Below are 25,814 nucleotides of genomic sequence, written 5' to 3'. Positions count from 1 at the left end.
ATAAAACACAAGTCATGGAAAGTATTTTCGCAAATGCCATCGATTGATATTGTCAGGCTCGACGAGAATCCGCATGAAACCGTTCACGGCTTTCGCGTTGATACCGCCTCGCGCGGTGTCGATCTGGACGGCGCCAAGGTCACAGCGACATATGCTGATGGCTCCACTGAAACCCTGACTTGGCGCGCTTATGACCCATACACTATGGGTGGGGCTAGCGGCGAAAACATTGAAATGTCGTTCGGCTTCGATTGGCACAACCTATCGACAACCAAGCTTTTGGCTTCACTTAAAATCGATTTACAGCCCGCCAGCTCAGTATTCGACACGACCTTCGATTCCGACACCTCTCCTAATGCCGCCTCCACACCTGGATCCAAGGAAGGTTTCCCTTTTCATTTAGAGCAAGCTTATGAAAATATCAGTGGCAGCATAGCTGTGACATATTCGGGGATCGTCAATATTGCCGGAAGCCCTGCCGTAGGCGATGTCTATACCACTATGGTTATTGATTTTTCCCAGCTTTCTGGCGGTGGCCTTCTCGGCGTGTTAAAATGGAACTCTGACATTGATACCCTTGAGGTCGCTGGCGACTTGGTTCCAACCGGCGCGACCTGCCTCGTCCGCGGAACCTTGGTCACGACAGATCAGGGCGATATACCCGTGGAAAAACTGAAGCCCGGCTTTAAGGTGCTGACGCAGGATAATGGGTTTCAAGAGCTTATTATGGCGACAAGCCGAATCGTCGAGTCGAATGAGCTGGAGCGAAATGAAAAGCTCTATCCAGTACGGATCACCGCTGGGGCATTGGGATCGGCATTGCCCACGAGAGATCTGCTTGTATCCCGCCAGCATCGGATGGCCATAAAATCCATTATTGTTCAGCGTATGTTTGGGTCCGAGACAGCTCTCGTCGCAGCGATAAGATTGACAGAACTTCCGGGGATTTACGTTGATGACACTGTAGATCATGTCGAATACTTTCATCTCATCCTCCAAAAGCATGAAGTAATATTCGCCGAAGGCACGCCAACCGAGAGCTTCTTGCTAAACCTCGAAACGCAAAAAACGCTCAGCAAGGCGCAACGAGAAGAATTTGCGACACTCTTTCCCGAGATTGGTCTTGGAACGTCGGCACATATGATCCCATCGAACGCGCTGCAAAAAGAGCTGATCCGACGTCATTTGAAGAATGCTAAGGCCCTTCTTACTTGCACCAATGAGCATGGTTCCGCGCAGTGAGATCATCGGTAATCCAAAGCGAGATTATTGAAGTCCGAGAGACGTTCGCCGTCCGCATCTAATGGATGGCGAAAAGTCAGGCGATTCTGAGCTTATTAAGGTACTGTAAGCGGCGCGAAGACTCCATGCCTCAATGAATCAATAACTTATCTACAATGAAGTCACCTAACAAAAAGAGGTGATAACGCTGAGTATTGGGGTTCAGGACAACGCCGGAGCTTTTTGGCATAAGAGTCCCCGCTGTAGCTGGCTGCAGGAGCTTCGTGCCGAGGTGCTCGACATGATATCTTCAGACTGCGGCATTCGCGAAATTTCCGAAATAATTGGTGCTAACAAGTAGTTGGTCGCGCATTGGGTCAAACTGAATAGCCCCATGTTTCGTGGACACCTTCTTCGCTAATCTTGAGGTAAGGAGGCCATGATAGGCATAGGCAACTTCATTGACGAGCGTAAGCGCGATGCGGTCGCACAAGATTACCGAGCGAGGCTATCCGGTCAGCGAGGTTTCGGATCGTCTCGGGGCGAGCACTCTCGCACTCTATACATGGAAACGCCAGTCGCGAAGGCGGCATCTAGTGACACTGAGAAGGATACGGAGATCCGGCGACTGAAGCGGGAACTGGCGCGGGTCTCCGAGGAGCGTGAAATCTGCCAAAAGACCACCGCGTATTCTCCGGGGATGCAAAGTGAGTGGAGCCATTGGTTCGAGTCCAATGACGACGACATTTGTGGCCGAGTATCGGGGTCAGTTTTCCATCCGTGCGATGTGCCGCCGCCCGCGCATCCAGTCGAGCGCGCTCTAGGTGTGGCTGAAAGCACCGATGAGCGCGCGGAGACAATGCAAGACCGCCGCCCTACAGAGCTGCTTCAGAAGGCTTAGGCCGGGAGCGGCGAGGTCTGTCACGCCGCGCTCGCAGCATGACCGCGGGCCTCTGGGACTTCGAGGATCTGCTGCGCGCTCTGCGGGAGACGCTGAAACAACAATTCGCGGACGGCGTCTTCGCCCCGCGCTGATTTATCCCGCCGCACCACCCTGCATCCACCATGCAGGCGCGGCTAACTCCTCCTCGAAGGCGCTTTACCAGTGCGATGTCGTGTCCAGCCGTCGAGGGGCTTTTAAGGAGGATGACATGACGCCGCTCCCTTGGACGATACGCGAGGCCGCGACCCGTCTCGGCGTTCCAGAGACAAGCTTGAAAAGGGTCGTGGAACATCATGGCCTAGAAATCAGAATTGGGCGTTCCGTTCGCCTGCACCCCGACGACCTACCGGAGATCATCAACCTATGCCGCGCAGAGCGAAAGGCCCCCGCCTCTACTGGAGAGATCGTGAAGACGGTCCGTCCGTCTGGGAAATCAGGGACGGCAGCACCAGAATCTCGACCGGTACAGACAGCCGCCGCGATGCTGAAACGCAGCTCGCGCAATACATCGACCGGAAACATCGCCCAAGTGGTCCCGCTCGACCGGACGAGCTAGACGTGGGCATGTGCCTGACAATCTATGCTGAGGAGCGGGCTGTGTCCGTGTCCGACCCGCAACGGATCGGGTATGCGATCGACGCGCTTGATCGCTTCTGGCGGGGCATGACGATCGGCGACGTCAAGGGCGAAACCTGTCGTCGATACGCCAAGAGCCGGATCAAGAAAGATGGACAACCGGCAAGCGACGGAACAATCCGCCGAGAACTCAACGTTCTCCAAGCCGCAATAAACCACTGCCACGCCGAGGGCTATTTGATCCATGCCCCGCGGGTCGCAATGCCAGATCGTCCTGCCAGCAAGGAACGCTGGCTAACGCGGCAGGAAGCGGCATGGCTGATCAGAGCTGCCAGAGCATTGAACCGTGACGGCCGCCATCTCGCCGATTTCATCCTGCATGGCCTTTACACGGGCAGCCGCAAGGAGACGATTTTGGCAATGCATATCGATCAGCGGTCAGTTCTCGGCGGCTAAGTCGATACTCGCAGCGGTATTCTCTACCGCAAGCCCATCTCGAAGGTTGAAACGAATAAGCGCCAGCGCCCGGCGCGCATCCCGCCACGCTATCTCGCGCAACTTCGGCGCCAAGCCAAGAATGGCCGAAAATATGTCGTCGAACGGCAGATCGAACGGAACGGCACAATCTCTCGTGAAATGGTGCGTGACGTTAAAAAATCATGGGATCGCGCCCGCCGCCTAGCCAAGAGCATGGCTGAGGCAAAAGGCATCAGGATCGACCTGTCTGACGTGACGCCCCACACCCTGAAGCACACGGCTATAACCTGGGCTCTCCAGCGTGGGGCAACGACTTGGGATGCTGCTGGATATTTCTCAACATCAGTCCAAACGATCGAACGAACCTATGGCCACCATAGCCCGCAGCATCAGGCATCTGCGGTGGACGCAATGAACCGGCGCGGTTGATATCCGCACCATAAATGAACCGCGAGGAAGGAAGATAATGGCTAAAGCATTGATTTTATGGCGCACCCAAGAGGACTAGTGCAACCTTTTAAATTCAATGTGCTATCTTGTATCACCACCTAAAACAGCCGCACGACATATCAATAGCTTATGGCGCGTTTTGTATCACCGTTTTGGCAGTTTTCTCAAAAGATGCTGTTTTTATAGAAGCTCTCGAAGACTATCCTAACCTCGCCTTTTCAAGCGCTCCTCGCTCCCCACTCTACACCGAGACAGCGCCGCCAACCGATCAGGCCGTCCCAGAGCTGCTGCCGCGCGCGCACAGCGGCTCGACGGACACCCTAGGGGAGAGAAGCCATGAGCGAGCTTGCCGACCGATCCATTAGCAAGCGCAGAAGACCTGTCAGCCATTGCCGGGCTGAGCAGAACGGCGCATTCTTCCGGCAGTGCACGGCCCAGAGAGCCTTCAAGGCGATGTGCCGGATACTCGACATGGACAAACCTTGCTTCTCGCAAAATAGCACTATGGGACCGCCCATGACCGCGGGCAAACGGGCCCAGAGCGGTGGGGCAACCGTCGGTTCGTCGCTGGGAGCAAGAGCGTCGCCGATCACCGTCACTTGGCAGACGCTATGTTGCCATCAGGCACGGCACTGGGCGCGCCGCTTGACTTGAGGCAGCGGCACGCCATGTGGAACCACCGAAATTTTGGGACGGGAATCTGTTACCTGCGTCTCCTTGGGTAAGTCCGCCTAGGACAGCACGCTGCATTGTCATTATAACCCGGGCCTGACATGGTCGTCCCAATGGAACCTGTAGGAGAAAAGCGCATGTCCATCGCACCCATAGGGATCGCCGCCGCCAGCCTTCTGGCCCTGTCCGCACCAGCATTCGCCCAAAGCGCGGCCACCGATCTGAAGGCATTTCCCGCCGCCGAAGCGGGGATGGTCCGCCATGTCATCACGCTCCCCGCAAAGCAGAACGAAGAGGATCTCCGCGTCGAGATCCTTCCCGGCAAGATGCTTGAAGTCGATTGCAACCGCGTGATGATCGCGGCCAAAGCGGAAACGAAAACCGTTGACGGCTGGGGCTATGATTACCTCACAATCGGGAAAGTATCACCTCCGGCCACGACGCTGATGGCCTGCCCGGACAATGCCAAGACCGAGCGTTTCGTCACCGCTAATATCGGCGCCGAATCCCTGCGGCGATATAACAGCAAATTGCCTCTGGTAATCTATGCGCCCGAAGATCTTGTTGTGAAATACCGGATCTGGCGCGCGGATAGCGAATTGAGCGAAGCCACGAGCGAATAGCGCGATCCCCTACTGCGCTGGCGTCTTGAAAGGCCGGCGCAGCAACTCGCGCTGCTGGAATGTGGTACAGTCTTGAGCGTATGGTGATTTCTAGGAAATGCCCATTATGCCACGCACATAGACAGCATTGATGCGGCGAACGATGATCGCGCACTGTTACTACCCTAGAGCCGCGTTATGCCCAGTGTCCGCGCGGTGCCTCGCCGACTCTCCCGCCGTATCTCGATCGTCTTCTAGCCTGCCGCCGATATCCGCGTCACGGTCCCGTCAGGATCGATGCACACGCCGCCAAGCGATGACTGGCCTATCCTTATGCTGCCCGCTAAGATCTCGGCATGACAGAAACATTGCCGCCGTGCCCCGAATGCTCCTCCAGCTTCACCTATCAGGTGGATACGCTTTTCAACTGTCCTGAATGCGGCCATGAATGGTCGTCCGAGATAGCTGACGCCCAGTCCGAAGTTCGTGATGCGGTCGGCAACATCCTCGCCGATGGAGACACGGTGACGGTGATCAAGGATCTGAAGATCAAGGGCTCGTCGCAGGTCGTGAAAGTTGGCACCAAAGTGCGCGGCATTCGGCTGGTAGACGGCGACCACGACATCGACTGCAAGGTGCCGGGGATCGGCCAGATGGGCCTGAAGTCCCAGTTCGTGAAGAAGGTGGCCGAATAGGAGTTTGCGGCCTGAGGCTAGCGCGTGAGCTTAGGCGAGGCGGCGCCTGAGCGCTGCCGGAGGGCGCTTAAGGTTGCCAGCCTGTGCGTCCTCATCTGGAAGCTCTCAAACGCTGAAGCGATAGAAATATAGGACACTCTACAGCAAGTTTCCCACGCCAATCTCCGGAAGGGCCAGTGATTAGCGACGTGATGCTGCTTAGTGTCCCGTGGATGTTTTTCGATTTGGAATGGACGATGAGTTGTCGCGCCGTCAATCTCATAATGGAAATAGAGAGACTGCCTTCGTATCAAAGCAGTCACCGCCCACATCCTCACCTGAGACCGAGCGCGCCCCCCTGACCAAGAGCTGGGCGAAGCGCTGGCTGACGTCGATTTTCCTCGTTGACTTTTCGCGACCAAGACGAACGCTTACGAGGCAACTATGCCAACAAGATTTCGCGAGATGATCATAGGAAAAAAATTCTTGACCACCTCTTTCCTAGAGGAAAGTATTGCGTTATTACCACCCATTACACTGCGGACGTTTGCCGACGCGTGCTGTCGTTATTACCAATTACAATTAACCAGTCTGTCCTTTCCCAAGATTGAGCGAACAATGGGGATCGCCATGACATCATTTATTGAAATCAGCGCCTGCGAAAAAGAGGGCTTTCTATCGCTGCTTGAACAGGCCGATGATGCCATTCATGAATTGGGACTTGCCCTCTCCACGGGAGAGCTTTTGACAATTGCCGATGCAGCTTATCGCATTACTAAGCCATATACTGCCATGAGAGCGCTCGTCATCGGTTGATCTGTCCTGAAGCAGCCCTATCATGACACAAAGAACTGAATACAGCCCCATCGATGCTGCACTCGGAGGCGAACTCCGGACGCGGCGGCGAGAAAAAAAACTAACACAGCGAGATGTCGCTCGGCACCTCGGAATCTCATTTCAGCAAATTCAGAAATACGAGTCTGGGGCAAATCGGTTACCAGCTTCAATGCTTTATATGATTTCGCGAATATTGGATATTCCCATTGATGAACTATATCCGAAAATAGTTGAGAAAGTTCCTACCGATCCCACCCTCCCAAAAGCACACGAACTGATGGAGCTATATCACTCCATCCCAAAGCACCTGAGACCTATTATCTTAACTGCATTACGCGTCCTCAGTCAGGATGGTGATACAGCCGAGAGCGCTCTCGTCAATCGATCCACAATTGGCGAGCTAGGGGAATAGATTTAGATCTATAAAGATCAAACACCAGCAGCCGGTATAACTGAACTTAGCAACGTCACCATCAAGAGCTGGCGTGCTACTGATGAATAAGGCCAATGTGAGTTAGCCAGAGCTTTCGACACCCCTAGCGAGTTTTACTTACACTTCATCCAGCTAACAAGAGCCACACCTTCGGACGCCGGTGCGGCTCTTTCCCTCCTTGACTTCCGAATGGAGCAATTCCACGGCTACGGCAGGTAGCGAAACAACTCCAACAATTTCAAATTATTACATTTTCGCCAACAAGCTGGACGATGCACCGCCGCGAGACACCGACCACCACCGAAAACGCTGCTTTCCGAAAAAATATTCTACACGAAGATCAAATATTAATTGACCCGACTGCGCGATTCGGCTCAAGGTTGCGTTGTGTAGGTACATTTCAACCTGTTTACATCTTCCACCTAACTTTCATTTTAGCGAACTCGCTTCGCAACGCTCTATCGGCAGAGCGCGAACCTGCCTGATTTTGGAGAATACTATGCCATATTATACCGAGATCCCCGGGGCAACCATCGACCTCACAGTCGCGACTCCGGTCGTCAGCTTGGGAAGCAACTTGCTTCTGAACAAGCTTCACGGCTCAACGGAGTTTGACAAATATGATGTAGATGCCAATCAAGCAACTACACTCCATGGCGGAGACAACATCGGCTTTGTTGACCAAAATAACGATCCACTCATGTCCGGAGCGAAATACGCTGGCTCCGGGTCCTTGTCGACAGCGAGCGTCAATGTTGGTTTGCCGCCACTTCTGGGTGTTACAGTCCAGCTAAATCCGATAAATGGTCACTATGTTGTCGGACCAGATAACAAGGTTTACATGGTCACCGATCAGCCTTTGGATAGCTCACACATCGGGGTTAAAATTCAAGGCACGATCGCAGGTCTCAACGTTAACCTTTTGGATATCAAGTTAGATGCTTTGGCTAGCAACCCGCTTCTTGGTCCATTGCTCAGCGGCATTCAGGGTGCACTTGATACCTTGGTCGTCAACGTCGGTTATAGCCCGACCGGAACTCTAGATCTTGATGATGATCAAGTCGTTCCTTGCTTCGTCATCGGAACGCTCATTGCGACCCAGTCTGGCTTGATCCCAGTGGAGGAGCTAACTGTGGGTGACTTCGTGGCGACCCGTGACAATGGGTTCAAGCCCATTGTTTGGATTGGCAGTGCAAAAGTGGGCGCCAATACCCTCAAGCGCAATCCGAAACTCCTTCCCATCCGCATTAAGCAAGGAGCTTTGGGCTCAGGTATTCCAAGCTCTGACCTGCTGGTCTCACCCCAACATCGAATTTTGGTGCGCTCAGCGATCGCACAGAGGGTTTTTGGCACGAACGAAGTCCTGGTGGCTGCCAAACAGCTGCTTCAACTGGACGGAGTCGATATCGCTGAAGATATGGAAGATGTCGAATACTTTCATTTCATGTTTGACCAGCACGAAGTCGTCCTTTCGAATGGCGCGGAAACGGAATCGCTTTATGCCGGGCCAGAGGCGTTGAAAGCGCTGAGTCCAGAAGCGGTCAATGAAATATTGGCCCTCTTCCCGGAGTTAAAGCAACCGGACTATGTGATGCCCCCTGCGCGGATACTCGCCTCTGGTCGTCAGGCTCGTAAGCTTGCGGTGCGCCATCGTCAAAACAGGCGTCCCGTTGTAACTGACGTGATCCGTTTCGGCTGATGAGCTCTCTCGGGCCGCGAGGGAAATCGCTTGCGGCCCATTTTTAATCTGTCCGTCGTCAGAACACTTAACGCGGCTAGCGGCGTAGATTATCAGAGAGCGGACTGAGATCGGTCGCCTTCAACGCCATTTCGCTGATCTGTCTTGGGCATTCCCACCGATGCGGTTCCACACCGGCCTCAGTGCCGAAGGGCTATCCTCCAGCGCTTCCGATCCACCACGCCGGTAATGATGATACCAGCTATAGAACATCCGACGGGTAATACAGAGTTGGTCCAGCTTCCGCTTGGTCGACAGGTCCGACTGTTCGGCGATCCGCATGATCGCGAACTTATAGGATGCGGGGTCCCTCACCCGTCTTCGCTCCCATCTGCGACCATACTTTTGGGGGAAATCGGTTTTCTAGGGTGATTTCGGGAACGCACCTCTTAAGCGCGCGGGTTTAGCGGTGTCGATCCTAGACCTTGCCGGTCATCGTGGCACGGACCGTATCGCCGGCAAGACGACATTTACCCACATCCATGAACTCCTTGGACCATGTGTAATAGAGGCCCTGGGCAATGCCCGCCTTGTGGCACAACTCGGCCACGCTGTCATCAGTGCGCAGGCTTTCTACGACGATCCGGATCTTGTCCTCAGCCGAGAGGTGTCCACACGTCTGACGTCGGATATCCTTAACCGCCCCTTAGCAGGGGACCTACTCGGCGAGTGTGCACGGGAGGATTTGAGCTTCATCTTCGTTCCTTCGTTACTACAATGAAGCCCAAACGCTCGTCAAATTATAACCTCAAATCGGCGCCGTAGGCGCTGGCGGCGCCCAGCCAACAGGGTAGAAAATTTATCATTCATTCGCAGTGATGGCATGGAGTTTTGATCCGTCATTTACATCAACTGAGGATTTAGCGGCGACCGACTGGCCGTCGCCGATCGACGGCCCGGGTGGTTTACGAAGCATGGCCCTCCGAAGATCTGTATACTTTCAAGAAAATGCGTTCTGCTTGAAACCCTTATCGAGACAGCCAAGCTCGACGGATACAAACCTGTCGTTTTAGACAGGAAACCATCTCTGCATTGCAGCGTTGGTTTTGCGTGATGAGTGACGCGTGTTGATTGTGTGTTAGCGAGTAGCCTTTTGGTGACCGCCCAGGATGTTTTCTGGCGGTCGCTCGCCGTTTAGGGGCGTTTTTCCGACCCCTATCAGCCCCCAGAGCGCGAAACCAAACAGTGTGCCGCAGCCGGGACACAACCCGAGCATAAGGTGTCTCTGCCTTCACCTTTGACGGAGCGCGGCCAGCAAACGGTCGGGGCATAGACCGCAATGCCCGCTGCGTAAGCAGTTCGTCGCGATAGCCGCCCCCAATACTGAGTTACGCATAGCCTTCGAACTGAAGTGACCTACGATTCAATCTCAAAAGCATTTTGTCGGTCGCCTTGGCCCGAACTCATAAGCACGAGTATGCCGATTCGGTGCATATTTCGATAAATTTGGCTTGTCGTACTACCAGAAAGGTGTTCAAGAATATTCTTATGATGACACGAATTTCAGTACGCCATCCCATCGATCAAATGATAGGTGAAGAAATAAAGCGCCTGCGTCGGTCAGCCAAACTTACTCAACGGGACCTCGCAGCACAACTAGACGTCTCATACCAGCAAGTGCAGAAGTACGAACTTGCAGTTAATCGACTACCTGCTTCAACGCTTTTTGAGATCGCCAAAATATTCGGTGTCTCTGTCAGCGATCTCTACCTGCAAACGGGAGAAGAGGCGACCATAGACCCGCTGCTAGAGTCTGCTCTAGAATTAGTCAGGCTCTATCAATCGATTCCAGAGAATTTCAGACCACTAATCAAATCAGCGGCGCAATCATTCGCACAAGAAGGATTCCGGATCTAAAATCATTTGGTTGATTTTGCCAAGATCTAAGTCTCATCTTCTCCTAGCGCACCAAAGTGCGCAGTATGGCTGTCGAACGCTACCGGACCAGTCCTGCTGGAGCCGCGGAGCACGTTACAGTAGCCGTTCTGGAGGTGCGCTAGAAAAGTATATGGGGAAATTGCACCTGTCCAAATGGATACATGGGCTTCACCCCCCTGCATGCGAAATCGGATTTACAGCACACGTTAAATGATGTTTTATTAAAGTGCCGAGCGGGTCTTACAATCAACTTTCCGCTCGGTTCTACTCTCATCCCCGTGCTACGCCTAAGGAAGCGGTTCGTATGATCGCTTTCCGTGCGGATTTAGACCTAAGATAACTTGTGCACGAAGCAGTGCATCGACGAGCAACGGCCCAAGAGCGCTTTGCTCTCCGTCCCGATCGATCAGGCTGCTAAGCAGTCTAGAGGTATGTCTATCCAGTATCATCATCGTCTGTATCGCGTCGATCCATCCTCGCTGTCGTTGCCAGACTATCAGACGAACTGACCATGCGCTTCCGGTACTTTAAGCTAGGACATATCGGAAGCGCACAGGCGCGCAACAATGCGTCTATCCAAATAGGCAAATTGGCATAACGTATACACGTGTAGTACATCAGCCCCGTTGGTGTTTGTGACGCTTTTTTTTCTGAGTAAGCTGTTTAGCTATCTGTGCTCTTGACCGGGCAAGGACTGTTTCCTGGGCCCGGTCAGCCATCGCACTCCTCGGCGGCCACCCTTCGCGAACGCGAAGAGATCGTTCATGAAGCCCTTCTGCCATTTGAGAGGTCTGCTTGCCGCGCGCAGCACGAGCTATTTTGGACGGGCCACATCAACCGCAGATACGCCTTCTCAGTAGCCCCTCCATCCAGTCGGCAAAAGCTGTCACGCGGCGCAGCTTGCCAGGGCTACCCGGAAACAGAAAGTACATCGGCATCGGATCGGGGCGATGCTCTGCTAGCACCTCGACCAGTTCGCCCTTGGCCAGATGGTCCGCCACATCATAGGCCGGGATCTGGATCAACCCCATCCCGGCCAGCGCACAGGCGATATAGCCCTCGGCGCTGTTCGCGGTGACCCGCCATGGCACAGGGCAGGTCCGGGTCCGCGCGCCCTCCTGCCATTCCCACTCCGCCACGCGGCCGGTCGAGGGCGAAGCATAGGCAACCTGCCAATGTGCCTCTAGATCAGCAGGCGACAGCGGCACGCCATGCTGCGCTAGATAGGCGGAGCTGGCCACATTGATTTGGGCGATCTCGCCGATACGCCGTGCCTTCAGCCCGGAATCGGGCATCGGTCCAATACGAAGGGCAATATCCACCCGCTCGCCCAGCATATCCACGGCGCGGTCGGTCATCCCTAGTTCCACCTTCATGCTGGGCCAGAGCGCCAGAAAGTCCGGCAAGGCCGGCGCCACGATCAGCCGGCCGATCCGCCCCGGCAGATCAGCGCGGATCCGCCCCTTCATCCCGTGGCCGGCATTGCGGAACATCGCCTCCATCTCTTCGCCCGCAGCCAGAAAGCCGGTGCAGCGTTCATAGAATTCCTGACCCTCGTCGGTGGGGACGACCACGCGCGTTGTGCGGTTCAGAAGCCGCGCACCCAGACGCGCCTCTAGATCCGCAATCGCGGTCGAGACGCTAGAGCGCGGCATCTGCAATGTATCCGCCGCACGGGTGAAACTGCGGGCCTCAACTACGCGGACGAAGATGCGATAGAGGTCGAGCTGATCCATTGTTCGATTTCTGCGACAGGTGAAGTCAGAATGGGTGAATTTATTCCGATACCCGCGAACATATAACAAGCCCTCAGAAATGAGGAGCCGATCATGACAAACAGAACCATTGCCGGGAAAACCGTACTAATTGCTGGCGGGGCCAAGAACCTCGGCGGGTTGCTGGCCCGCGATTTCGCAGCGCAGGGGGCAAAGGCCGTCGTGATTCACTTTAACAGCGCGGCCAGTGCCGGGGATGCCGAGGCGACGGTCGCGGCGGTCAAGGCCGCCGGGGCGCAGGCGGTTGCCTTTCAGGCCGATCTGACCACGGCTGACGCGGTTGAAAAGCTGTTCTCCGATGCGACTTCGGCGGTGGGTCGCCCCGATATCGCTATCAACACCGTCGGCAAGGTACTGAAAAAGCCGATGTCCGACATCACCGAGGCAGAGTATGACGAGATGAGCGCGGTAAATGCCAAAACCGCGTTCTTCTTCCTGAAAGAGGCCGGGCGCGCGGTCAATGACAATGGCGCAATCTGCACGCTGGTGACCTCGCTGCTGGGGGCCTATACGCCGTTCTATTCGAGCTATGCCGGAACCAAGGCTCCGGTTGAGCATTTCACTCGCGCCGCATCCAAAGAGCTGGGCGAGCGGGGGATTTCCGTTACCGCCATCGGCCCCGGCCCGATGGATACGCCGTTCTTCTATGGCCAGGAAAACGCCGACGCGCAGGCCTATCACAAATCAGCCGCCGCGCTGTCGGGCTTTTCGAAAACCGGCCTGACCGACATTCAGGACATCGCTCCGTGGATCCGCTTCCTCGTCACCGAGGGCTGGTGGATGACGGGCCAGACGATCCTCGTCAACGGCGGCTACACCACCAAGTAACCGCACCGACCGGCCCCGGGACAAGGAAAGGAGCCCGAGAATGCCGGCGTCTGACCGGAAGATTAAGACTCGCTACGTCGCGACGCGAACGCCGCACCGCGACGTCAAGCTACGCTCCAGCCGCCCCTTGGACAACCGCCTGCCGTTTTAGACAGGAAACTCGTTCTGCATCGCAGCACTGTCTTTGCGTGATGAGTGACGCCTGTTGATTGTGTTGTAACGAGTGCATGTTTTGGTGGCCGGGCAGGATGTTTCCTTTCGGTCGCTTGCTGTTCAGGGGCGGTTTGTTCCACCCCTGAACAGCCCCCAGAGCAGCGCAGCCAGCGCTGCGCTGACCAGCAGCACCACAATCACGTCGCCCCGCCTTTCTTTTTGGCGACACGCGACCAGATCACGGTCGCCGCATAGATCACGAGCCCCGCGAGAACGACAGCGAGGTCGTTCAGATAGACGGTGAGCGTGCCCGTGGCCTCATCGAAGCTGACGAAGCCAAGCGCGGTCAGCGCACCGGCCAGCGGGTAGAGGATATAGCGGATAATCAGAGCAATTTGTCCGAGCATGAGAGCGGTTCCTTTCGGTTTCAGAGGGTGGAGAGTTCGCGGGACACGAGATCGCGCAGGCGATCGCCCACGCTGATCGGATCAGCGGGACCGGCCATGCCGGGCAGCACCGTGATGTCCCATTTGTTTTTCTGGACCACGCCGAGGCTCGGCTGGATCTCGGCATGGGAGAGCGTGGACCAGCGCGACACCGGGATGTCGTAGATCCGGCACAGCCGCGCAGTTTCGCGCGCGAGAGCTGAGACCTGCACCGGCAGGAGCGGGGCCCGGCCCCAGACGAACGGGCGCTCATTGGCGCCGGCCATGGCGCAGATCGAAAGACCGACCGCGCCGCCATTGGCATTGAGCGTATGCGAGCGCGGCGTCGCTGGATCAGCCAGCCAGCGCACCTCACCATCACCGAGGATCAGGGCGTGATAGGCGGCCATGGCCTCGGTGCTGGCGGCATAGCCGCTCGCGGCCCAATGCCAGTGGATCCGGGTGACCCCGCTCGAATGCTGAAACGGCTGCCCCCGCGCCTTCTGGGCGGCCAGTGCCGCCGCATAGGCCGCGCGCGTCCGACTGCCGTTGATCCCGTCGATCGGGCCTGGCCAAAAGCCCAAAGCGGCGCAGCGCGCTTGCCGCGCGCGCACCGCGTTCATGACTGCGGTCATGTTCTCTCTCTCCTGAAATGAAAAAACCGCCCGGAGGGGCGGCAGCGTGTGGGACGGGCAAGGCGGTCAGCGCCGCCAGTGCTTCCAGAGATCGATGGCGTTTTTCAGATCATCCACAGCCAAGAGCAGCCAGCGCATGACGCCTTCTGCGGTGAGCGTGACAACGGCACCGGCGACCGGCACGGGAACGCCAAGGGTTTCTGCAGCCCAATCGGCCCCGACCCAGGCCGCGCCGACAGCAACAGCAATCGTGGTGATGACCTTAAGAGGGCCGAGCTGCGCCGTGGTCTTGATCTTGACGATCAGCGCGATGGCGATCGCGATCCAGAACTCGGGAGAGCGGAAGGAAGAAGGTTCAGTCATTGCGCCTCCTGCGCATGAAAAAGCCCGCGCGAGGCGGGCATCAGGCAATCGGCACCTCGAAGCAGTGCATCGGGCGATAGACCGGCAGGCCGGTGATCGGGCCGGTGCCCTGCCAGACCTCGCGGATCGAGCCCGCTGCGGTGACATAGCGTGTGTCGATCTCACCCGCATTCGGGCGGCGATAGACATATTGCAGCCGGGCCGAGCTGTTCGGCGTGCCCGAGAGGCTCAGGGTGATCTCGCGATCCCCGGTTTGCTCAACCCCGGTGATTGTGGCGCTGTCGTTCGAGAGGCTGAAGCCGAGATGGGGATCGAGCGGCATCATGTCCCGGTCAATCATAATCGGCGTCAGGCTCTCGACCGCGAGGATCACCTTGTTGCCGAGCCCTGCCGCGCGCTCTCCCTTGGGAAAGGCACACCACCACGGCAGGCCCGCAACGTGGTTGCGATAGGCAAAGGCATCCATCTCGCGCAAACGGACCTGCGACAGATAGGAGGTGTGGATATGATCGGGCGTCCCGCCGCGCGCCGTGCCCATCGGCAGGTGATAACGCGGCCCGACATCGACCACCTTATGACCCGCCAGGCGCGCCTGTCGCATCAACTCGCGCAAAGCGTATTTGACCTGCCAATCGCTACCAAACGCGGACATGGCTGTGGTGCCGCCCGGAATATCGACCAGCCAGACCACCGGCAGGCCGGTGAACGCCAGATCAGCCTCGATATCGGCCATGTAGCCGAGCCCGTCAGCCGTATAGGTCGCCCACGGGTCGCGCCGGTTGGTCTCGCCATGGGTGAAGGCGATCACGATTTCCGTGGGCGGAACCGGGGCATAAGTCATCACCGCTGTCACCCACTCGATCATGCGAATGCGCTGGGGCGCGGGCGCGCCACTCGGCAGGACTTTCCAGATCGCAAAATTCGGATCGGTCGCCGTGAATCCCGCGCCGCCGCGCCCATGACTGCCGGCGTAGATCACCCCGGCCCCGCGCGGATCGAGCGCGTTCGACGCAGAGGCAAGAGCCTCGGCCGAGGATTGGACGCCGGTGATCTCGGCGGGCACAAAGCCGGTGATCGCCTTGCCCGGAGGTTGACCATTCCAGCCGCGCAACGCACCGAGCTCGCCGACACCATCATTCGACATCATCACGAAGTCAGGCGTTTTCGCTGGAATATAGAGCGGAGGGCCCTCCATCTCAGAAACAGCCGCATTGGACTGCCCGAGCACCATGACAATCGCGACACGGGACGGCAACCAGTTCCATGCCCCGTCGCCGCCGATCGTATAGCGTGCCGCAGCGCCGATCCCGGCATCGCCAACCAGCTGGGTTACGCCGCCGACGCGGCACGGCAACAGGGTCGCCGAGGCGGGCAAGGGCTCGGGGGGCGTATAGCCGCCGCCCGAGCCGCTGCCCGAGACCGTGGCCAGCGCGGCCTGCATCTGGGCAAATGTCGGATGATCGCGCGCAATCCAGTCCGACGACCAGCGCAGAACCCACCATTGGCCAGAGGCGTCTTTCTTGAAGTCATCGGTCTCGATCCCGTTGCCCGGCGCGCCGATGGTCGCCCAGATCGCCGCGCCGGAGGCATTGCCCTTGACCACCCAGATCACCTTGGCCCCGACCGGGACCGTCGCCCCGGAGGGGTGCAGGTTGTTCGAGATGATCCGCTTGACCTCACCGTCGCGCATCTCATCGAGGATGGCCGAGAGCGAGGCGACGCGGCGCCACCATTGTCCATTCGCATCCGGGCGCAGCGTCGCGGTCAGCACCCCGTCAGACGGGGCCGAGGTCCGCGCCCAATCCGCCGTCTCGGTCCCGGCAGAGCGATTGACCGTGATCCGCTGCGTCCCGGTTGGTGGATTGGCCCCGTCAATCGTCAGGCCATTGCTCGCATATTGCCAGACCCGGCCAGAGCGCAGTTCGGAGGTGTCAGCCTTGGCCGCGAGATCACTCTCGATCGACGTTGTCGAGAACGTGCGCCCCCACCATTGGCCGGTCGCATCCTGAACCAAAACATCCGTCGCGCCGCCGCTCGTCGGCGCCGATCGCCGAACCCAGTCGGCCTGGCCAGATCCGGTCGTCTTATGCACCGCGATCATCTGGGTGCCGGTCGGGGGCGCAGCACCCACCGGCGTCAGGTCATTGCGGGCATAGCGCCAGACCCGGCCATTGGGCAGATCGGTCTCAACAGCCGAGACCCGCGCCTTGATCGCCGGGGTATCCTCGGAGAGATACCACCACGCGGCATCGGCGGTCTGGGCATGGATCGCCGGATTGACCGGGTTCGGGGCAGATCCAAGCCGACGCCAGTTAAAGGTCCCGGAGTTATTGGCGACGATGATCTGGTTCGTGCCGGGCGGCGGGGTTTGCGCAGAGAGATTGGTGCTCGAGCTGTGCCAGAGCCTGCCATTGCGCAGATCCGTGAGCTCAGCATTCGTGCCCGTCTGCATCTCCGTCATCCAGGTCCGGATATCGGCCTTGGGCACCGCGGAGCCATTCGGGTAAATCGCACCCGGCGTCTTGGTCGTCGTGACCATGGGGAACCTCAGTTTTTAGGGGAGATATTGGCCGACAAGCACCTCAGCCGAGGTCTTGCCGCTTTGGTTTTCCGATCTGAGCCAGTAGCGCGCGCCCTCGGACGGGATGCTGGCCGTGATCGCGACCTCGGACGAGGTGTCGTAATTCCAGCGCTGGAAGACCGCCGCGCTGAACGGCGCGGCTGGCGCGGCGCGCCACAGTCCGGTGCGGTAGTAATTGGCGCCGAGATCCGGAGCCATGATCACCGTCAGCGTGCCGCCAGCCGTCCCGGACTTGCTGATGATCTGCGGCGCATCGGGAGGCGTGGTATTGGCGACAACCTCGATGCCCGTCACCGTCGTGATTTCTGAGGCCGCATCATTGCCGCCCGGCGCCGCGCCGCTATCTGGGCGCGCGCTATACCAGCCGATGCCAATCTCATATTCGCCGCGATCGGCATTGGGCAGGCTCCGCGCGACGAGCTTGCCGCCCACCCGGATGTCCTGCACCTCGAGCCCATAGCGAAAGCTCGAGCCCGCGCGCCGGTAATAGCCGCCGAGATAATACGGCCCGTCAATCGGATCGACCTCGATGCGGATATAGGGCGGCCCGTCATTGTTGGCGATTGTCAGGGAGGAGATCACCGGCGCCGCGAGAAGCTGCTGACCGGGCTCGACTTTCTCCGGGACCGAGGGTGGGTCGCCCTCCTCCGCGGCAGTCCAGCTAAAGCTCGCCGGATCTGCCGCGATCAGCTGGACCGTGACCACGCCGTCATCGCCCTCGGCGTCAAAGGCAAAGCCGTCGATCCAGGCGCTCGCATTAATCAGCCCAAGCTCGGGCAGATGCAGGCGCACGGTTTCTTCTTCGAGGAGCAACAGCCCCCAGAAGCGCAACCGCACCGTCGCCCGCCAACTCGGATTGAGCTTGGCCATCTTGATCTTGGCAAGCCGCCGCGCCTGCCCGTGGCTCTGCACCCAAGGGAAGTCGATCTCTTTCGCCGCGCTCTCGCCATAAAGCGCCAGCGCCGCAGCATCATCCCAAGGATCAGCGCTGGTCTGCTGCCAGCCGATTTCGGGCGCAACATATTTGGGCACCAGCGTGGTGACGCGCTCGAACTCGCCAGAGCCCGGCCCGATGTCGAGGCTGACGATATGCTCCTCCCGGATCGTGTAGTTCGGCGCGCGCCATTTGCCGACCCGAAAGCCGAGCTTGCCCTCGCTGGTGATGTAGAACCGGCCCGCAGAAGCATCCTCGAGGCGGCGCAGGACATCGACCACCGGTTCGGACAGGGCATAGCTGCCGCCGCCGATATAGCGCCGCGCGGTGCCCGGTGCCTTGCGCGGGATCGGATCCTCGCAATCGGCAATGGCCTGGGCGAAAGAGGCCGTGTCGAGATCGGCGAGCCGCAGCGGGCCATAGCTCGGATGGGTCAGCACATCCCGCGCCTGCACGGCGATATTGTCGGACCAGGTCGCGTCGCCGGTGATCGGGTTGTGGCAAGCATCGCCCTTGATCAGCGCCGATATCTGCGGATCGCCCCCGCTATAGATCTCCGAGATCTTGTCGCCCTTGACCGCATCGAAGGTGCCCAAGATCGTGCCGACCCCGCGCAGCCGGTGGTTCGGCGTCCAGCCCGGAAACGCTGCCTGCAGCGCAGCATAGGCCCCGCCCGATTGCAGGGCGCTCTGGCCAGAGCGCCAGTCGATGCTGACCACGCCGTCATAGGGTTTGCTGGTCACCGCAGTCCCTGAGAGTGTGACCTCCTTGTCATTGAGCCACACCGTCTCAACCGCCGAGATCCCGCCCTGCCCCATCGCCAAGAGCTTGAAGAGCCGTCGCTGACCGCCGACCTGCGCCCAATCCCAGAACATCGCGGCGCCCGAGGCGCGCACCCGGCCAAGATGGCGGATGCGCTGCGCGTTGCTGTCGCGCAATTCGGTCTGCAGATCGCGCGGCTTTGGCCCTTTCGGCTGGGTGACTTTGGCCACCGCCATATTCAACGCGATGGCGGCTGCCGTGCGCAGAGCAAAGCCCACGACCGTTTGGGCGCTCCATGTCGCCACCAGCCAAGCCCCAACTTGTGGCATTCATCTTCCCCAGATCTGGATTGCTTCGGCGCGGACCAGCCCGACACCACGCGGCTTACGAAAAGCCCATTTCTCGCCATGGCGGATCGCCGCGACCTCATGACCCGCGACCGCGATCACCGCGACATCGCCCTCACGCGCAGCCGCGCGTTGCGGCAGCGGGCATTCCTGCGCCAAAAACCCCGGCAGATCGCCGCCGGTGATCCTCCGCATCTCCACCTCGGTCGCATATCGCCCGCGCCAGCGCGCCGCCGGATCGAGGCCCCAATGCAAGAGGCACCAATCCGCGACCCAGAGCGTGCAATCGACCTCGCCCCAGCTCCAGGGTCGATGCCAGCTCTGGCGGATGTAATCGCCTACCCGCGCAGCCAACCGATGATGACCTTGCCGACGAGGCTCGGCGCAAATTCGCAGCCGCGATCCCCGGCTGAGCGCCGTTGCTGGTCGCGATCGGTATATTCGCCAAGCGGTGTCATATTGCGGATGTCGAGCGGGCTCTCGGCGCGGATCTCGAGATATTCGAGCTCGGCAGTCTGGACCTTTTTGACATCGCGGATCCTGCCCCGATGCATCGAGACCATCGGCCCGACCGGCACGCCGCCGGAATAGAGCTGCAGGTATTGCTGGATCGGACGCCCCCACCATTCGGCGCGGTTGTCGAGCGCCGCAAGCAGGAGCGGCAGAGGGTTCTTGCCGATGCGATAGATCGCGGGCACCGCCTCCAACGGACCACCGGATTCGATCGCCGCCGCTTGGACCCAGTCATGGGCGGGTTGCCAGGTGACCCCGCCGAGCGTGTCCGGCGTGCTACCCTCGATCAGCCGATAGCTCGCGCTGGCAAAGGCAACATGGAACAGGCGTCGACACTCGACCAGCTCGCGATTGGCGTCGAGAAGCGCGACCTGCGCAGGGGTGAAAGCCAAGACAAAATGTTCCTTTTTCTGGACTTCCTTGGAGTGGCGCGCGTAACTGGCGCACACATCAACAACGAATGGACAGGTTCATGGCGTCAAATGACGACAATATTCGCGCGGCAATTCATCAAGCCATTCTGCTGGTCGATGAGATTGCAAGGATCACGGTCGAGGATCACCCCTACCGGGCCAACACCCTTTCAGCGCTGCGGCAATCTTTGCGCACAGCTAAGGATGCAGCCTTTCCAGAGCTTTCTTGTGCGGTAATCCCATGATGCACGCACTCACGATCGATCAAACGCCTCGACAAAGTTGACGGTGACCTGCTGGCCCCATTTGAGGTTCTCGCGTACCCGCCGCCCCTCATCGTCCGAGGCAAAGCGGCCATAGAACCGCGGCGGATCTGTGACGAGCCGGACGCCAAGCGGCAGGTTCGCGCGCAGCGGCGGCTCGAACGAGACCTGACCGCCGGGCTGGCTGCCGGTCACGCGATAGAGAAATCCATCGCGCGAGAACATGTCGCCGGGGCGCAGGTTCGGGCGCGTCGGATTGCTGGTCTCGGTCACGAAAGAGGTCGCGCCGGCCGAGGCCGCCGCTTTGAGCAGGAGATCCTGCATGCCGCTGGTCGGATCCGCGAATCCCGTGCCGTCCGAGAACCAGACGTCATCGTCGAAGGGCCATTGCCGGGGCGCGACCCGCGGGCCGTAGCGAAACGGATCGCAGATGCAGAGGCTCGCGATATTGGTCCGCCCGCGCATCCGCGTCACCAGCACCTCGAAGGCGCGCAGCCGGTCAGCTTTGAAGGTCTGGCCAAAGGTCAGCGAGACTTCCCAAACTGCCGAGTTGACCCCGATAATCTGCTCTGATCCGGCAAGGTTGCGCCCGGCGCTGCGCGTGGTCCATTTCAGAAAGAAATCGGTATCGCGCAGCCCAAGGCCGCAAGGCCATTCGATGATCTCTGGCATTACGTCCTCTGAGAGAATTCTTTCTGGGCCGCGCGCCACCGGCTGGGGAACTTCGCCCCTTCTTGCGCCAGCGCCGCTTTGATGAGCGCCACGGTCTTCTCGCTGGCATCGCCCGCGATATGGATCTGCGGCGCAAAGGTTGCGCTGCCGCCGCCCTGCCCCCCGCGCAGCGCGGCCTGCGCCTGCGGGACGCTCAAGATCCGCCCGTTGACCGCCGGGACGAACGGCTCCGGCCCGCGCTCGCCAGTCATGTACATCTGACCGGCTGTAACGGGGCCGCCATTGGCGCGGCCCGGAAGGACAGCAGGCGCACCCGCGCCGCGTAGCGCTCCGACCAACTTGTCGCCCCCGCCGAAGATGCTGCCGAACAGCCCGCCCAGCAACCCCGACCCGCCGCCAGAGAATGGCCCAGACCCGAACAGCGCCGCCTCCAGCGCGGCCTTGGCGAGCATCTTGGCGACATTACCGAGGACATCAGCGAAGCTGTTGCCCGCCACGATCGCGTCGAGCAGGCCGTCCTTGAGGGTGTCCTGGACGCCTACTAAAAATTGCTCGCGTTCAGCTGCATTCTCAACGGCTTTCGTCCGACGATCCTGCTGCGCGACATACTCGCCGACCTTGGCCGCCTGCTCGGCGATGATGTCGCCGTAGGTCTTTTCCGAACCAGCAAGCCGCTCGTTGAGATCGATCCCACGCGCTTTGGCGTCATTTGTAAGCAGATAGATCGCGCGCAAGCGGGCCTGCTCCGAGGCGGTTTTTCCGATCAGCTCGACCTCGAAGGCGGCGTCGTTAACCTGCTGAGTTGCCTGCTTGACGAGATCGGCACGGGCTTCCTTGGCCTCCTTTTCCGCCTTGGTGCGTTCCGTAATGGCGTCCTTTGCTTCACGCTCGGCCTCTGCCTTAGCTTTTGCAGCATCGGATTCCTGCCTTTGCGCCGCGCTTTCGACGCCCACGCCATTGGCAAAGATCGATGCCTCTGCAAGACGCCGATCCCGATTAACCCCACCGTTATGTTCCTGCAGGCTCGCAATAGCCGTGACGATGCTGTCGTTATTGCCGCTTCTGATCGCGGCGACGATGCGGTCCGGGAGAGAACCGTAGTTATATGCGACACTGGTCAAGGCAGCCTGTTGCGCCGGATTGAATGATTCAAAGGTTTCAGCCCCGATATCCCGGCGAATTCCATCCTGAAAGTTGCCGATCCGGCGGAGTAGGTCGCGGTTCGCATCCTCCACAGAGACGCGCATTCCAGCCGTGATTTGATGGACAGAACCATCGGCAAGCGTGATCTCATCAGAACCAAAGCCCGCACGATATGCGTTGACATCCCAATAGGGTGTTGCCGAGAAGCCTTCAAACTGCCGCAATAGCGAGGCCGAGGCGGTCAGACCTTCAGAAGCGTTTTCAAGTCCACTGACACGGGTCTGAATCTCCTTCGGCAGGGCATCCATTGCTTCCTTAAGCGCGTTTACCGCCGTAGTCGCACTGGATGCCCCAGCCTCGACCTTTGCAAATGGATTGCCGTTGGCCAATATCGCCTGAGCCGCCTGCAAATTCCCCTTCAGCGCTTCCTCGACGGCCGAGATCAGAATTTCGGTATTGGCCCAATCCGACAGGTTCTCGCGTAGACTTGACATCAGCGTATCGCGCAAAACCTGACCAGCCTGTGATGCCTCGCCCATCGACTTGCGCAGTAGGTCGAATGCTGCTCGCTGCTCTTCGGCGGTCTTGGCCTTTTTCACAGCGGCCAGCTCAGCCTCAAAGGCACCGGCAGCCTCTGCAAGCCGAATGAGTTCGACCTTTGCTTCCTCGAGTGCGCGGCTGTCACCCTCCTTCAGGCGAGCGTCAACCTCCGCGAGAATGCCAGAAACCTCATCGCCGACACCGGCCAACTGATCCATCCGCGCGACCAGCGCCGCAACATCGGTCTTTCTGCTACCAATCCCCTGAAGGCCTGTACGGATATCGCTCAAATGACTATTGAACTCCGCGCCAGCCCGCGCGGCAGGTTCAAGCACGCGGACCGCGCCGTCGATCTCACCGGCAAAGATCCAGTTGCTACTGCCCGTCAGGCGGCCATCCTGCGCACCCGCCTGTTTGCGCAATTCTTTGAGCGAGACCTGCAATGCAGCGCGGCTTTGCATGAGCAGGTTCGCCGTGGTCCGGGAAACCTCGCCCGCCAGCCCGGACTGCTCGGCCTTTGCTTTCTCGGAGGCTTCGGCAAAGGCATTGAGCGCCGTTGCTGCACCTTCTCCGACACGCCTCAACTCTGCCGTCCGTTCTGCTGCCGATGTCGTGACCAGGGGCAGGGCTGTCAATCCGGCGAGGACAAGCCCGATCGGGCCGCCGAGAAAGGACATCGCAGCTTTCAGCCCGGTCATCGCCGCAGCCGCTGCGCCCGCCGTTGCTGCCGTGGTCCGGAGGGCCGCAGCTGTTGCCACGAAGGCCGCCGAGGTACGGGTCAACAATGCAAGCATTGCCGGTCCGAGAACGCGCCCCGCCAGGACGCCGCCCGCCGCAACGACGAGATCGATGTTATCGGCGACAAAAATGAGCGCCGCCGCGAGCCGTTCGCTGGCATCAAGACCCTTATCCGTCGTGCCAACGTATTCCAGGACAGCATTCTGCAGAAGTTGGAAAGCATCGCTGATAGTCGCCGACATGGAATCGGCTTCGGTGCGCAGCTTTTCCAGATTGCCGCGCAGTGCCTTGTCGATCACGGCTCCGGTAATGCCACCCTCGGTACCGATCTTGCGCAGCTGGTTCACACCAACGCCGAGTTCTTCCGCCAAAAGCTCGGCTACCCGCCCGCCGCTGGCAATGACGGTGTTAAGCTGATCGCCCTTGAGCGCGCCGAGCGCCATGGCCTTCGACAGTGCATCCTGGACGGAGGCCGCAGTCTGGGCTTTCGCCCCGGAAACGACCAGAGCGTTGTTGAGCGCCTCGGTGAAATCAAGGCTTTCCGAGGTTGAAAGGCCAAGCTCCCGAAGCGTGGTCGCGTTTGCCAGATAGCTCTCGGCGGTCAATTCGAGGCTTGAGTAGGTGCGCCGCGCCATCTCAGAGATACGCTTCATCACCTCCGGCGCTTGATCCATCTGCCCGACGGCGAGCCCGACGCGGCCAGACAAATCAGTCCAAGTGCTGGTCATTCGGACCAACTCGCGCGCCGAGAGAGCGCCGGCCAGACCAGCGCCCAGGCCACCAAGCGACGAGAGGCCAGTAGGAGCGCGGATCTTGGACAGTGAAGCATTGGCCTGCTGCTGCAGGCGATCGAAATCCTTGGCGATCCGCTCGTTCGTCTTTTTGAAACTCGCTTCCTGTTTCTTGGCCGCTTTGACGAAATCGGCTTCAACCTTTGCAAGCTGACGGTTCAGCTTTTGCATGCTGACGCCAATATCGATCGCAAGATCGCTATCATCCTTCGCCATGGCTAACCCCATTGAATACATCGGTGAGCGCAGCAAGCGCGTCGTAATCGGCATCCGACAGATCGGGTGCCGGGCCAGTTCCCTGCGCCCGATTCCAGCCCGCGACGCAGGCGCCGAACTCGTCCAGCGTCATCTCACGCACGTCCAGAGGACGATAGCCGAGGACGGCGCCGGAGCCATAAAGGCCCTCAGGATCTAGCCTTGCGGTGTGTTTTTTTTTCGTCCTGCGGCAGACCGTCCCCATCCGGCACCACCTCTTCATCGTCGCCGCGCAGCGACCCATAAAGCGCTGCCAGGGCGGTCGGGGCTAGAGCCATGAGGCCAAAAGATGAAATCGCACCGAGAGTTAGCTCGCGTGCCTTTCCGGGATCCATCCCGCCGCCGATCAGGCCAAGGCGAATCGTCTCGCTGACATCGCGCACACCCCATCGCAGCGCCCCGACCAGCGAGGAGCCAAGGCGCTCATAGATTTCGCCGGTTGTGGAATCGCATGACTTTTCCAGAGCCAGCAATTCACCGATACGGTGCAGGAAGGGATGCTCCCCTCCTGCCCAGTTGAGGAACTCCGGCTCGCGCATCAGGGTGCCGTGATGTTATGGAAGGTCATTTCGCCGTCAGAGGCAAAGGCGATCGAGACCTGCGCCTTTTCGCCTTTATTGCCGGTGACCTCGAACGAACTGACATGAATATTGCCAGCCCAATAACGCCCATTCTGAACATCATCCGGCTTGCCGATATAGACCCGGGCCGGGATAGATTCCTTCGATTCGAAGGCTTCCCACCAGGTATCGACAGCTCCGACCGCAAGCACGCCGGAACCATTGCCAGAGAAATCGAGTGAGGAAACCTCGCGCTCGATCCACGCCGGCAGGTCCGGATCATCGCAGTCCGGCACATCGACCTCGTTCATGTTCTTCGTGAATGACACGGAATGCTGTGTCAGACCGCACGGACGTGTGAACTGCCCGGCGACCGCGCCTTCGAGGTAGATCGCCACGAGCGACCCGGAATAGGTTTTCGGCTTAGCCATTGTCAGGCTCCTTTGAGGTGGAAACAGGTTCGAGAGCGCCGAGTGATTTTCCCCGGGCAATCATGTCTGCGGTCAGGCCCGAACGGAGCTGCCCCGCTTTGAAAGCGATGACCACGCTCTGCTTGGGCACGTAGTCAAACGACTTCAGCACGCGGTACTCCGCGCGCGTTGGCTTTGGCATGTCGCCTCCT

At 59.2% G+C, this 25,814-nt stretch carries 24 protein-coding genes and 2 pseudogenes; 11 read left to right on the top strand and 15 right to left on the bottom strand.

Annotation, left to right across the window (positions count from 1 at the left end; genetic code table 11):
• The first annotated feature begins 33 nt into the window (after window positions 1-33).
• The 8 genes and pseudogenes from JCM7686_RS23360 (at window position 34) to JCM7686_RS23355 (ending at window position 8,584) form a co-directional block, all read left to right on the top strand.
• On the top strand, window positions 34-1,242 hold the full coding sequence (locus JCM7686_RS23360) for a Hint domain-containing protein (RefSeq protein WP_051201522.1): 1,209 nt from the start codon (window positions 34-36) through the stop codon (window positions 1,240-1,242).
• A 418-nt stretch (window positions 1,243-1,660) separates the two neighbouring features.
• Window positions 1,661-2,119, top strand: a pseudogene (locus JCM7686_RS24915) (transposase); the annotation flags it as partial.
• A gap of 642 nt (window positions 2,120-2,761) precedes the next feature.
• A complete protein-coding gene (locus JCM7686_RS24910; RefSeq protein ID WP_236635874.1) occupies window positions 2,762-3,196 on the top strand; it encodes a site-specific integrase in 435 nt (144 codons plus the stop codon).
• A gap of 1,280 nt (window positions 3,197-4,476) precedes the next feature.
• Window positions 4,477-4,962 (top strand): serine protease inhibitor ecotin, encoded by a 486-nt coding sequence (gene eco / locus JCM7686_RS06230; RefSeq protein ID WP_020950005.1) that lies wholly within the window; start codon window positions 4,477-4,479, stop codon window positions 4,960-4,962.
• Between the two features lie 335 nt (window positions 4,963-5,297).
• Window positions 5,298-5,636 (top strand): zinc ribbon domain-containing protein YjdM, encoded by a 339-nt coding sequence (locus JCM7686_RS06225; protein WP_020950004.1) that lies wholly within the window; start codon window positions 5,298-5,300, stop codon window positions 5,634-5,636.
• 465 nt (window positions 5,637-6,101) lie between these two features.
• On the top strand, window positions 6,102-6,431 hold the full coding sequence (locus tag JCM7686_RS06220) for a hypothetical protein (RefSeq protein WP_148292582.1): 330 nt from the start codon (window positions 6,102-6,104) through the stop codon (window positions 6,429-6,431).
• 22 nt (window positions 6,432-6,453) lie between these two features.
• Window positions 6,454-6,864 (top strand): helix-turn-helix domain-containing protein, encoded by a 411-nt coding sequence (locus tag JCM7686_RS25155; RefSeq protein ID WP_020950002.1) that lies wholly within the window; start codon window positions 6,454-6,456, stop codon window positions 6,862-6,864.
• A 520-nt stretch (window positions 6,865-7,384) separates the two neighbouring features.
• Window positions 7,385-8,584: a Hint domain-containing protein gene (locus JCM7686_RS23355; RefSeq protein WP_020950001.1), complete on the top strand. Its 1,200-nt coding sequence runs from the start codon at window positions 7,385-7,387 to the stop codon at window positions 8,582-8,584.
• Window positions 8,585-8,684: 100 nt separating this feature from the next.
• Here JCM7686_RS23355 and JCM7686_RS24905 read toward each other — a convergent pair.
• Window positions 8,685-9,319: pseudogene (locus JCM7686_RS24905) on the bottom strand (transposase); the annotation flags it as partial.
• Window positions 9,320-10,111: 792 nt separating this feature from the next.
• On the opposite strand from JCM7686_RS24905, the gene JCM7686_RS23880 reads away from it, so the two are divergent.
• Window positions 10,112-10,480, top strand: coding sequence for a helix-turn-helix domain-containing protein (locus JCM7686_RS23880; RefSeq protein WP_084621033.1), 369 nt, complete (start codon window positions 10,112-10,114; stop codon window positions 10,478-10,480).
• An 854-nt stretch (window positions 10,481-11,334) separates the two neighbouring features.
• On the opposite strand, the gene JCM7686_RS06205 is transcribed toward JCM7686_RS23880, so the two are convergent.
• Window positions 11,335-12,237, bottom strand: a complete 903-nt coding sequence (locus JCM7686_RS06205) for a LysR family transcriptional regulator (protein ID WP_020949999.1) — start codon at window positions 12,235-12,237, stop codon at window positions 11,335-11,337.
• Between the two features lie 93 nt (window positions 12,238-12,330).
• On the opposite strand from JCM7686_RS06205, the gene JCM7686_RS06200 reads away from it, so the two are divergent.
• The gene (locus tag JCM7686_RS06200) at window positions 12,331-13,104 is read left to right on the top strand and encodes an SDR family oxidoreductase (RefSeq protein ID WP_020949998.1); all 774 of its coding nucleotides are present in this window, start codon (window positions 12,331-12,333) and stop codon (window positions 13,102-13,104) included.
• Window positions 13,105-13,454: 350 nt separating this feature from the next.
• On the opposite strand, the gene JCM7686_RS06195 is transcribed toward JCM7686_RS06200, so the two are convergent.
• From JCM7686_RS06195 to JCM7686_RS06165, 7 genes are all read right to left on the bottom strand, one after another.
• On the bottom strand, window positions 13,455-13,664 hold the full coding sequence (locus tag JCM7686_RS06195; RefSeq protein ID WP_020949555.1) for a Pam3-gp28 family putative phage holin: 210 nt from the start codon (window positions 13,662-13,664) through the stop codon (window positions 13,455-13,457).
• Window positions 13,665-13,684: 20 nt separating this feature from the next.
• On the bottom strand, window positions 13,685-14,317 hold the full coding sequence (locus JCM7686_RS06190) for a peptidoglycan recognition protein family protein (RefSeq protein WP_020949997.1): 633 nt from the start codon (window positions 14,315-14,317) through the stop codon (window positions 13,685-13,687).
• 66 nt (window positions 14,318-14,383) lie between these two features.
• Entirely contained in the window at window positions 14,384-14,680 is a 297-nt protein-coding gene (locus tag JCM7686_RS06185) for a hypothetical protein (RefSeq protein WP_020949996.1), read from the bottom strand.
• 40 nt (window positions 14,681-14,720) lie between these two features.
• The gene (locus JCM7686_RS06180; protein WP_020949995.1) at window positions 14,721-17,219 is read right to left on the bottom strand and encodes a hypothetical protein; all 2,499 of its coding nucleotides are present in this window, start codon (window positions 17,217-17,219) and stop codon (window positions 14,721-14,723) included.
• Window positions 17,220-17,234: 15 nt separating this feature from the next.
• Entirely contained in the window at window positions 17,235-19,286 is a 2,052-nt protein-coding gene (locus JCM7686_RS06175) for a phage tail protein (RefSeq protein WP_020949994.1), read from the bottom strand.
• The gene (locus tag JCM7686_RS06170) at window positions 19,287-19,658 is read right to left on the bottom strand and encodes a DUF6950 family protein (protein ID WP_020949993.1); all 372 of its coding nucleotides are present in this window, start codon (window positions 19,656-19,658) and stop codon (window positions 19,287-19,289) included.
• Window positions 19,643-20,209 (bottom strand): hypothetical protein, encoded by a 567-nt coding sequence (locus JCM7686_RS06165; protein WP_041527168.1) that lies wholly within the window; start codon window positions 20,207-20,209, stop codon window positions 19,643-19,645. Before JCM7686_RS06165 ends, JCM7686_RS06170 begins: the two co-directional genes overlap by 16 nt.
• An 80-nt stretch (window positions 20,210-20,289) precedes the next feature.
• Between JCM7686_RS06165 and JCM7686_RS24300 the strand changes: the two genes are divergently transcribed.
• Window positions 20,290-20,475, top strand: a complete 186-nt coding sequence (locus JCM7686_RS24300) for a hypothetical protein (RefSeq protein WP_148292581.1) — start codon at window positions 20,290-20,292, stop codon at window positions 20,473-20,475.
• A 9-nt stretch (window positions 20,476-20,484) separates the two neighbouring features.
• Here JCM7686_RS24300 and JCM7686_RS06160 read toward each other — a convergent pair whose 3' ends face one another.
• The 6 genes from JCM7686_RS06160 to JCM7686_RS06135 are packed head-to-tail and all read right to left on the bottom strand — an operon-like array spanning window position 20,485 to window position 25,804.
• A complete protein-coding gene (locus JCM7686_RS06160; RefSeq protein WP_020949991.1) occupies window positions 20,485-21,165 on the bottom strand; it encodes a hypothetical protein in 681 nt (226 codons plus the stop codon).
• On the bottom strand, window positions 21,165-24,593 hold the full coding sequence (locus JCM7686_RS06155; RefSeq protein WP_020949990.1) for a tape measure protein: 3,429 nt from the start codon (window positions 24,591-24,593) through the stop codon (window positions 21,165-21,167). The genes JCM7686_RS06160 and JCM7686_RS06155 overlap by 1 nt, the downstream gene beginning before the upstream one ends.
• Complete coding sequence (locus JCM7686_RS24660; RefSeq protein WP_158442340.1) at window positions 24,580-24,726, bottom strand: hypothetical protein; 147 nt, start codon at window positions 24,724-24,726, stop codon at window positions 24,580-24,582. Before JCM7686_RS24660 ends, JCM7686_RS06155 begins: the two co-directional genes overlap by 14 nt.
• A gap of 55 nt (window positions 24,727-24,781) precedes the next feature.
• Window positions 24,782-25,171 (bottom strand): gene transfer agent family protein, encoded by a 390-nt coding sequence (locus JCM7686_RS23350; protein ID WP_020949988.1) that lies wholly within the window; start codon window positions 25,169-25,171, stop codon window positions 24,782-24,784.
• Window positions 25,171-25,623, bottom strand: a complete 453-nt coding sequence (locus JCM7686_RS06140) for a phage tail tube protein (protein WP_020949987.1) — start codon at window positions 25,621-25,623, stop codon at window positions 25,171-25,173. The genes JCM7686_RS23350 and JCM7686_RS06140 overlap by 1 nt, the downstream gene beginning before the upstream one ends.
• Window positions 25,616-25,804: a hypothetical protein gene (locus tag JCM7686_RS06135; RefSeq protein ID WP_041527166.1), complete on the bottom strand. Its 189-nt coding sequence runs from the start codon at window positions 25,802-25,804 to the stop codon at window positions 25,616-25,618. The genes JCM7686_RS06140 and JCM7686_RS06135 overlap by 8 nt, the downstream gene beginning before the upstream one ends.
• Window positions 25,805-25,814 lie beyond the last annotated feature (10 nt).

The sequence above is a fragment of the Paracoccus aminophilus JCM 7686 genome, from assembly GCF_000444995.1.
Classification (GTDB): Bacteria; Pseudomonadota; Alphaproteobacteria; order Rhodobacterales; family Rhodobacteraceae; genus Paracoccus; species Paracoccus aminophilus.
This window is presented reverse-complemented; position numbering and strand designations above follow the sequence as displayed.

Bases quoted from the DNA above. Each gene is read 5' to 3' on its own strand.
- JCM7686_RS23360 (WP_051201522.1), top strand. From the start codon at position 34: ATGCCATCGATTGATATTGTCAGGCTCGACGAGAATCCGCATGAAACC.
- eco (WP_020950005.1), top strand. From the start codon at position 4,477: ATGTCCATCGCACCCATAGGGATCGCCGCCGCCAGCCTTCTGGCCCTG.
- JCM7686_RS06225 (WP_020950004.1), top strand. From the start codon at position 5,298: ATGACAGAAACATTGCCGCCGTGCCCCGAATGCTCCTCCAGCTTCACC.
- JCM7686_RS25155 (WP_020950002.1), top strand. From the start codon at position 6,454: ATGACACAAAGAACTGAATACAGCCCCATCGATGCTGCACTCGGAGGC.
- JCM7686_RS23355 (WP_020950001.1), top strand. From the start codon at position 7,385: ATGCCATATTATACCGAGATCCCCGGGGCAACCATCGACCTCACAGTC.
- JCM7686_RS23880 (WP_084621033.1), top strand. From the start codon at position 10,112: ATGATGACACGAATTTCAGTACGCCATCCCATCGATCAAATGATAGGT.
- JCM7686_RS06205 (WP_020949999.1), bottom strand. From the start codon at position 12,237: ATGGATCAGCTCGACCTCTATCGCATCTTCGTCCGCGTAGTTGAGGCC.
- JCM7686_RS06200 (WP_020949998.1), top strand. From the start codon at position 12,331: ATGACAAACAGAACCATTGCCGGGAAAACCGTACTAATTGCTGGCGGG.
- JCM7686_RS06195 (WP_020949555.1), bottom strand. From the start codon at position 13,664: ATGCTCGGACAAATTGCTCTGATTATCCGCTATATCCTCTACCCGCTG.
- JCM7686_RS06190 (WP_020949997.1), bottom strand. From the start codon at position 14,317: ATGACCGCAGTCATGAACGCGGTGCGCGCGCGGCAAGCGCGCTGCGCC.
- JCM7686_RS06185 (WP_020949996.1), bottom strand. From the start codon at position 14,680: ATGACTGAACCTTCTTCCTTCCGCTCTCCCGAGTTCTGGATCGCGATC.
- JCM7686_RS06180 (WP_020949995.1), bottom strand. From the start codon at position 17,219: ATGGTCACGACGACCAAGACGCCGGGTGCGATTTACCCGAATGGCTCC.
- JCM7686_RS06175 (WP_020949994.1), bottom strand. From the start codon at position 19,286: ATGCCACAAGTTGGGGCTTGGCTGGTGGCGACATGGAGCGCCCAAACG.
- JCM7686_RS24300 (WP_148292581.1), top strand. From the start codon at position 20,290: ATGGCGTCAAATGACGACAATATTCGCGCGGCAATTCATCAAGCCATT.
- JCM7686_RS06160 (WP_020949991.1), bottom strand. From the start codon at position 21,165: ATGCCAGAGATCATCGAATGGCCTTGCGGCCTTGGGCTGCGCGATACC.
- JCM7686_RS06155 (WP_020949990.1), bottom strand. From the start codon at position 24,593: ATGGCGAAGGATGATAGCGATCTTGCGATCGATATTGGCGTCAGCATG.
- JCM7686_RS24660 (WP_158442340.1), bottom strand. From the start codon at position 24,726: ATGACGCTGGACGAGTTCGGCGCCTGCGTCGCGGGCTGGAATCGGGCG.
- JCM7686_RS23350 (WP_020949988.1), bottom strand. From the start codon at position 25,171: ATGCGCGAGCCGGAGTTCCTCAACTGGGCAGGAGGGGAGCATCCCTTC.
- JCM7686_RS06140 (WP_020949987.1), bottom strand. From the start codon at position 25,623: ATGGCTAAGCCGAAAACCTATTCCGGGTCGCTCGTGGCGATCTACCTC.
- JCM7686_RS06135 (WP_041527166.1), bottom strand. From the start codon at position 25,804: ATGCCAAAGCCAACGCGCGCGGAGTACCGCGTGCTGAAGTCGTTTGAC.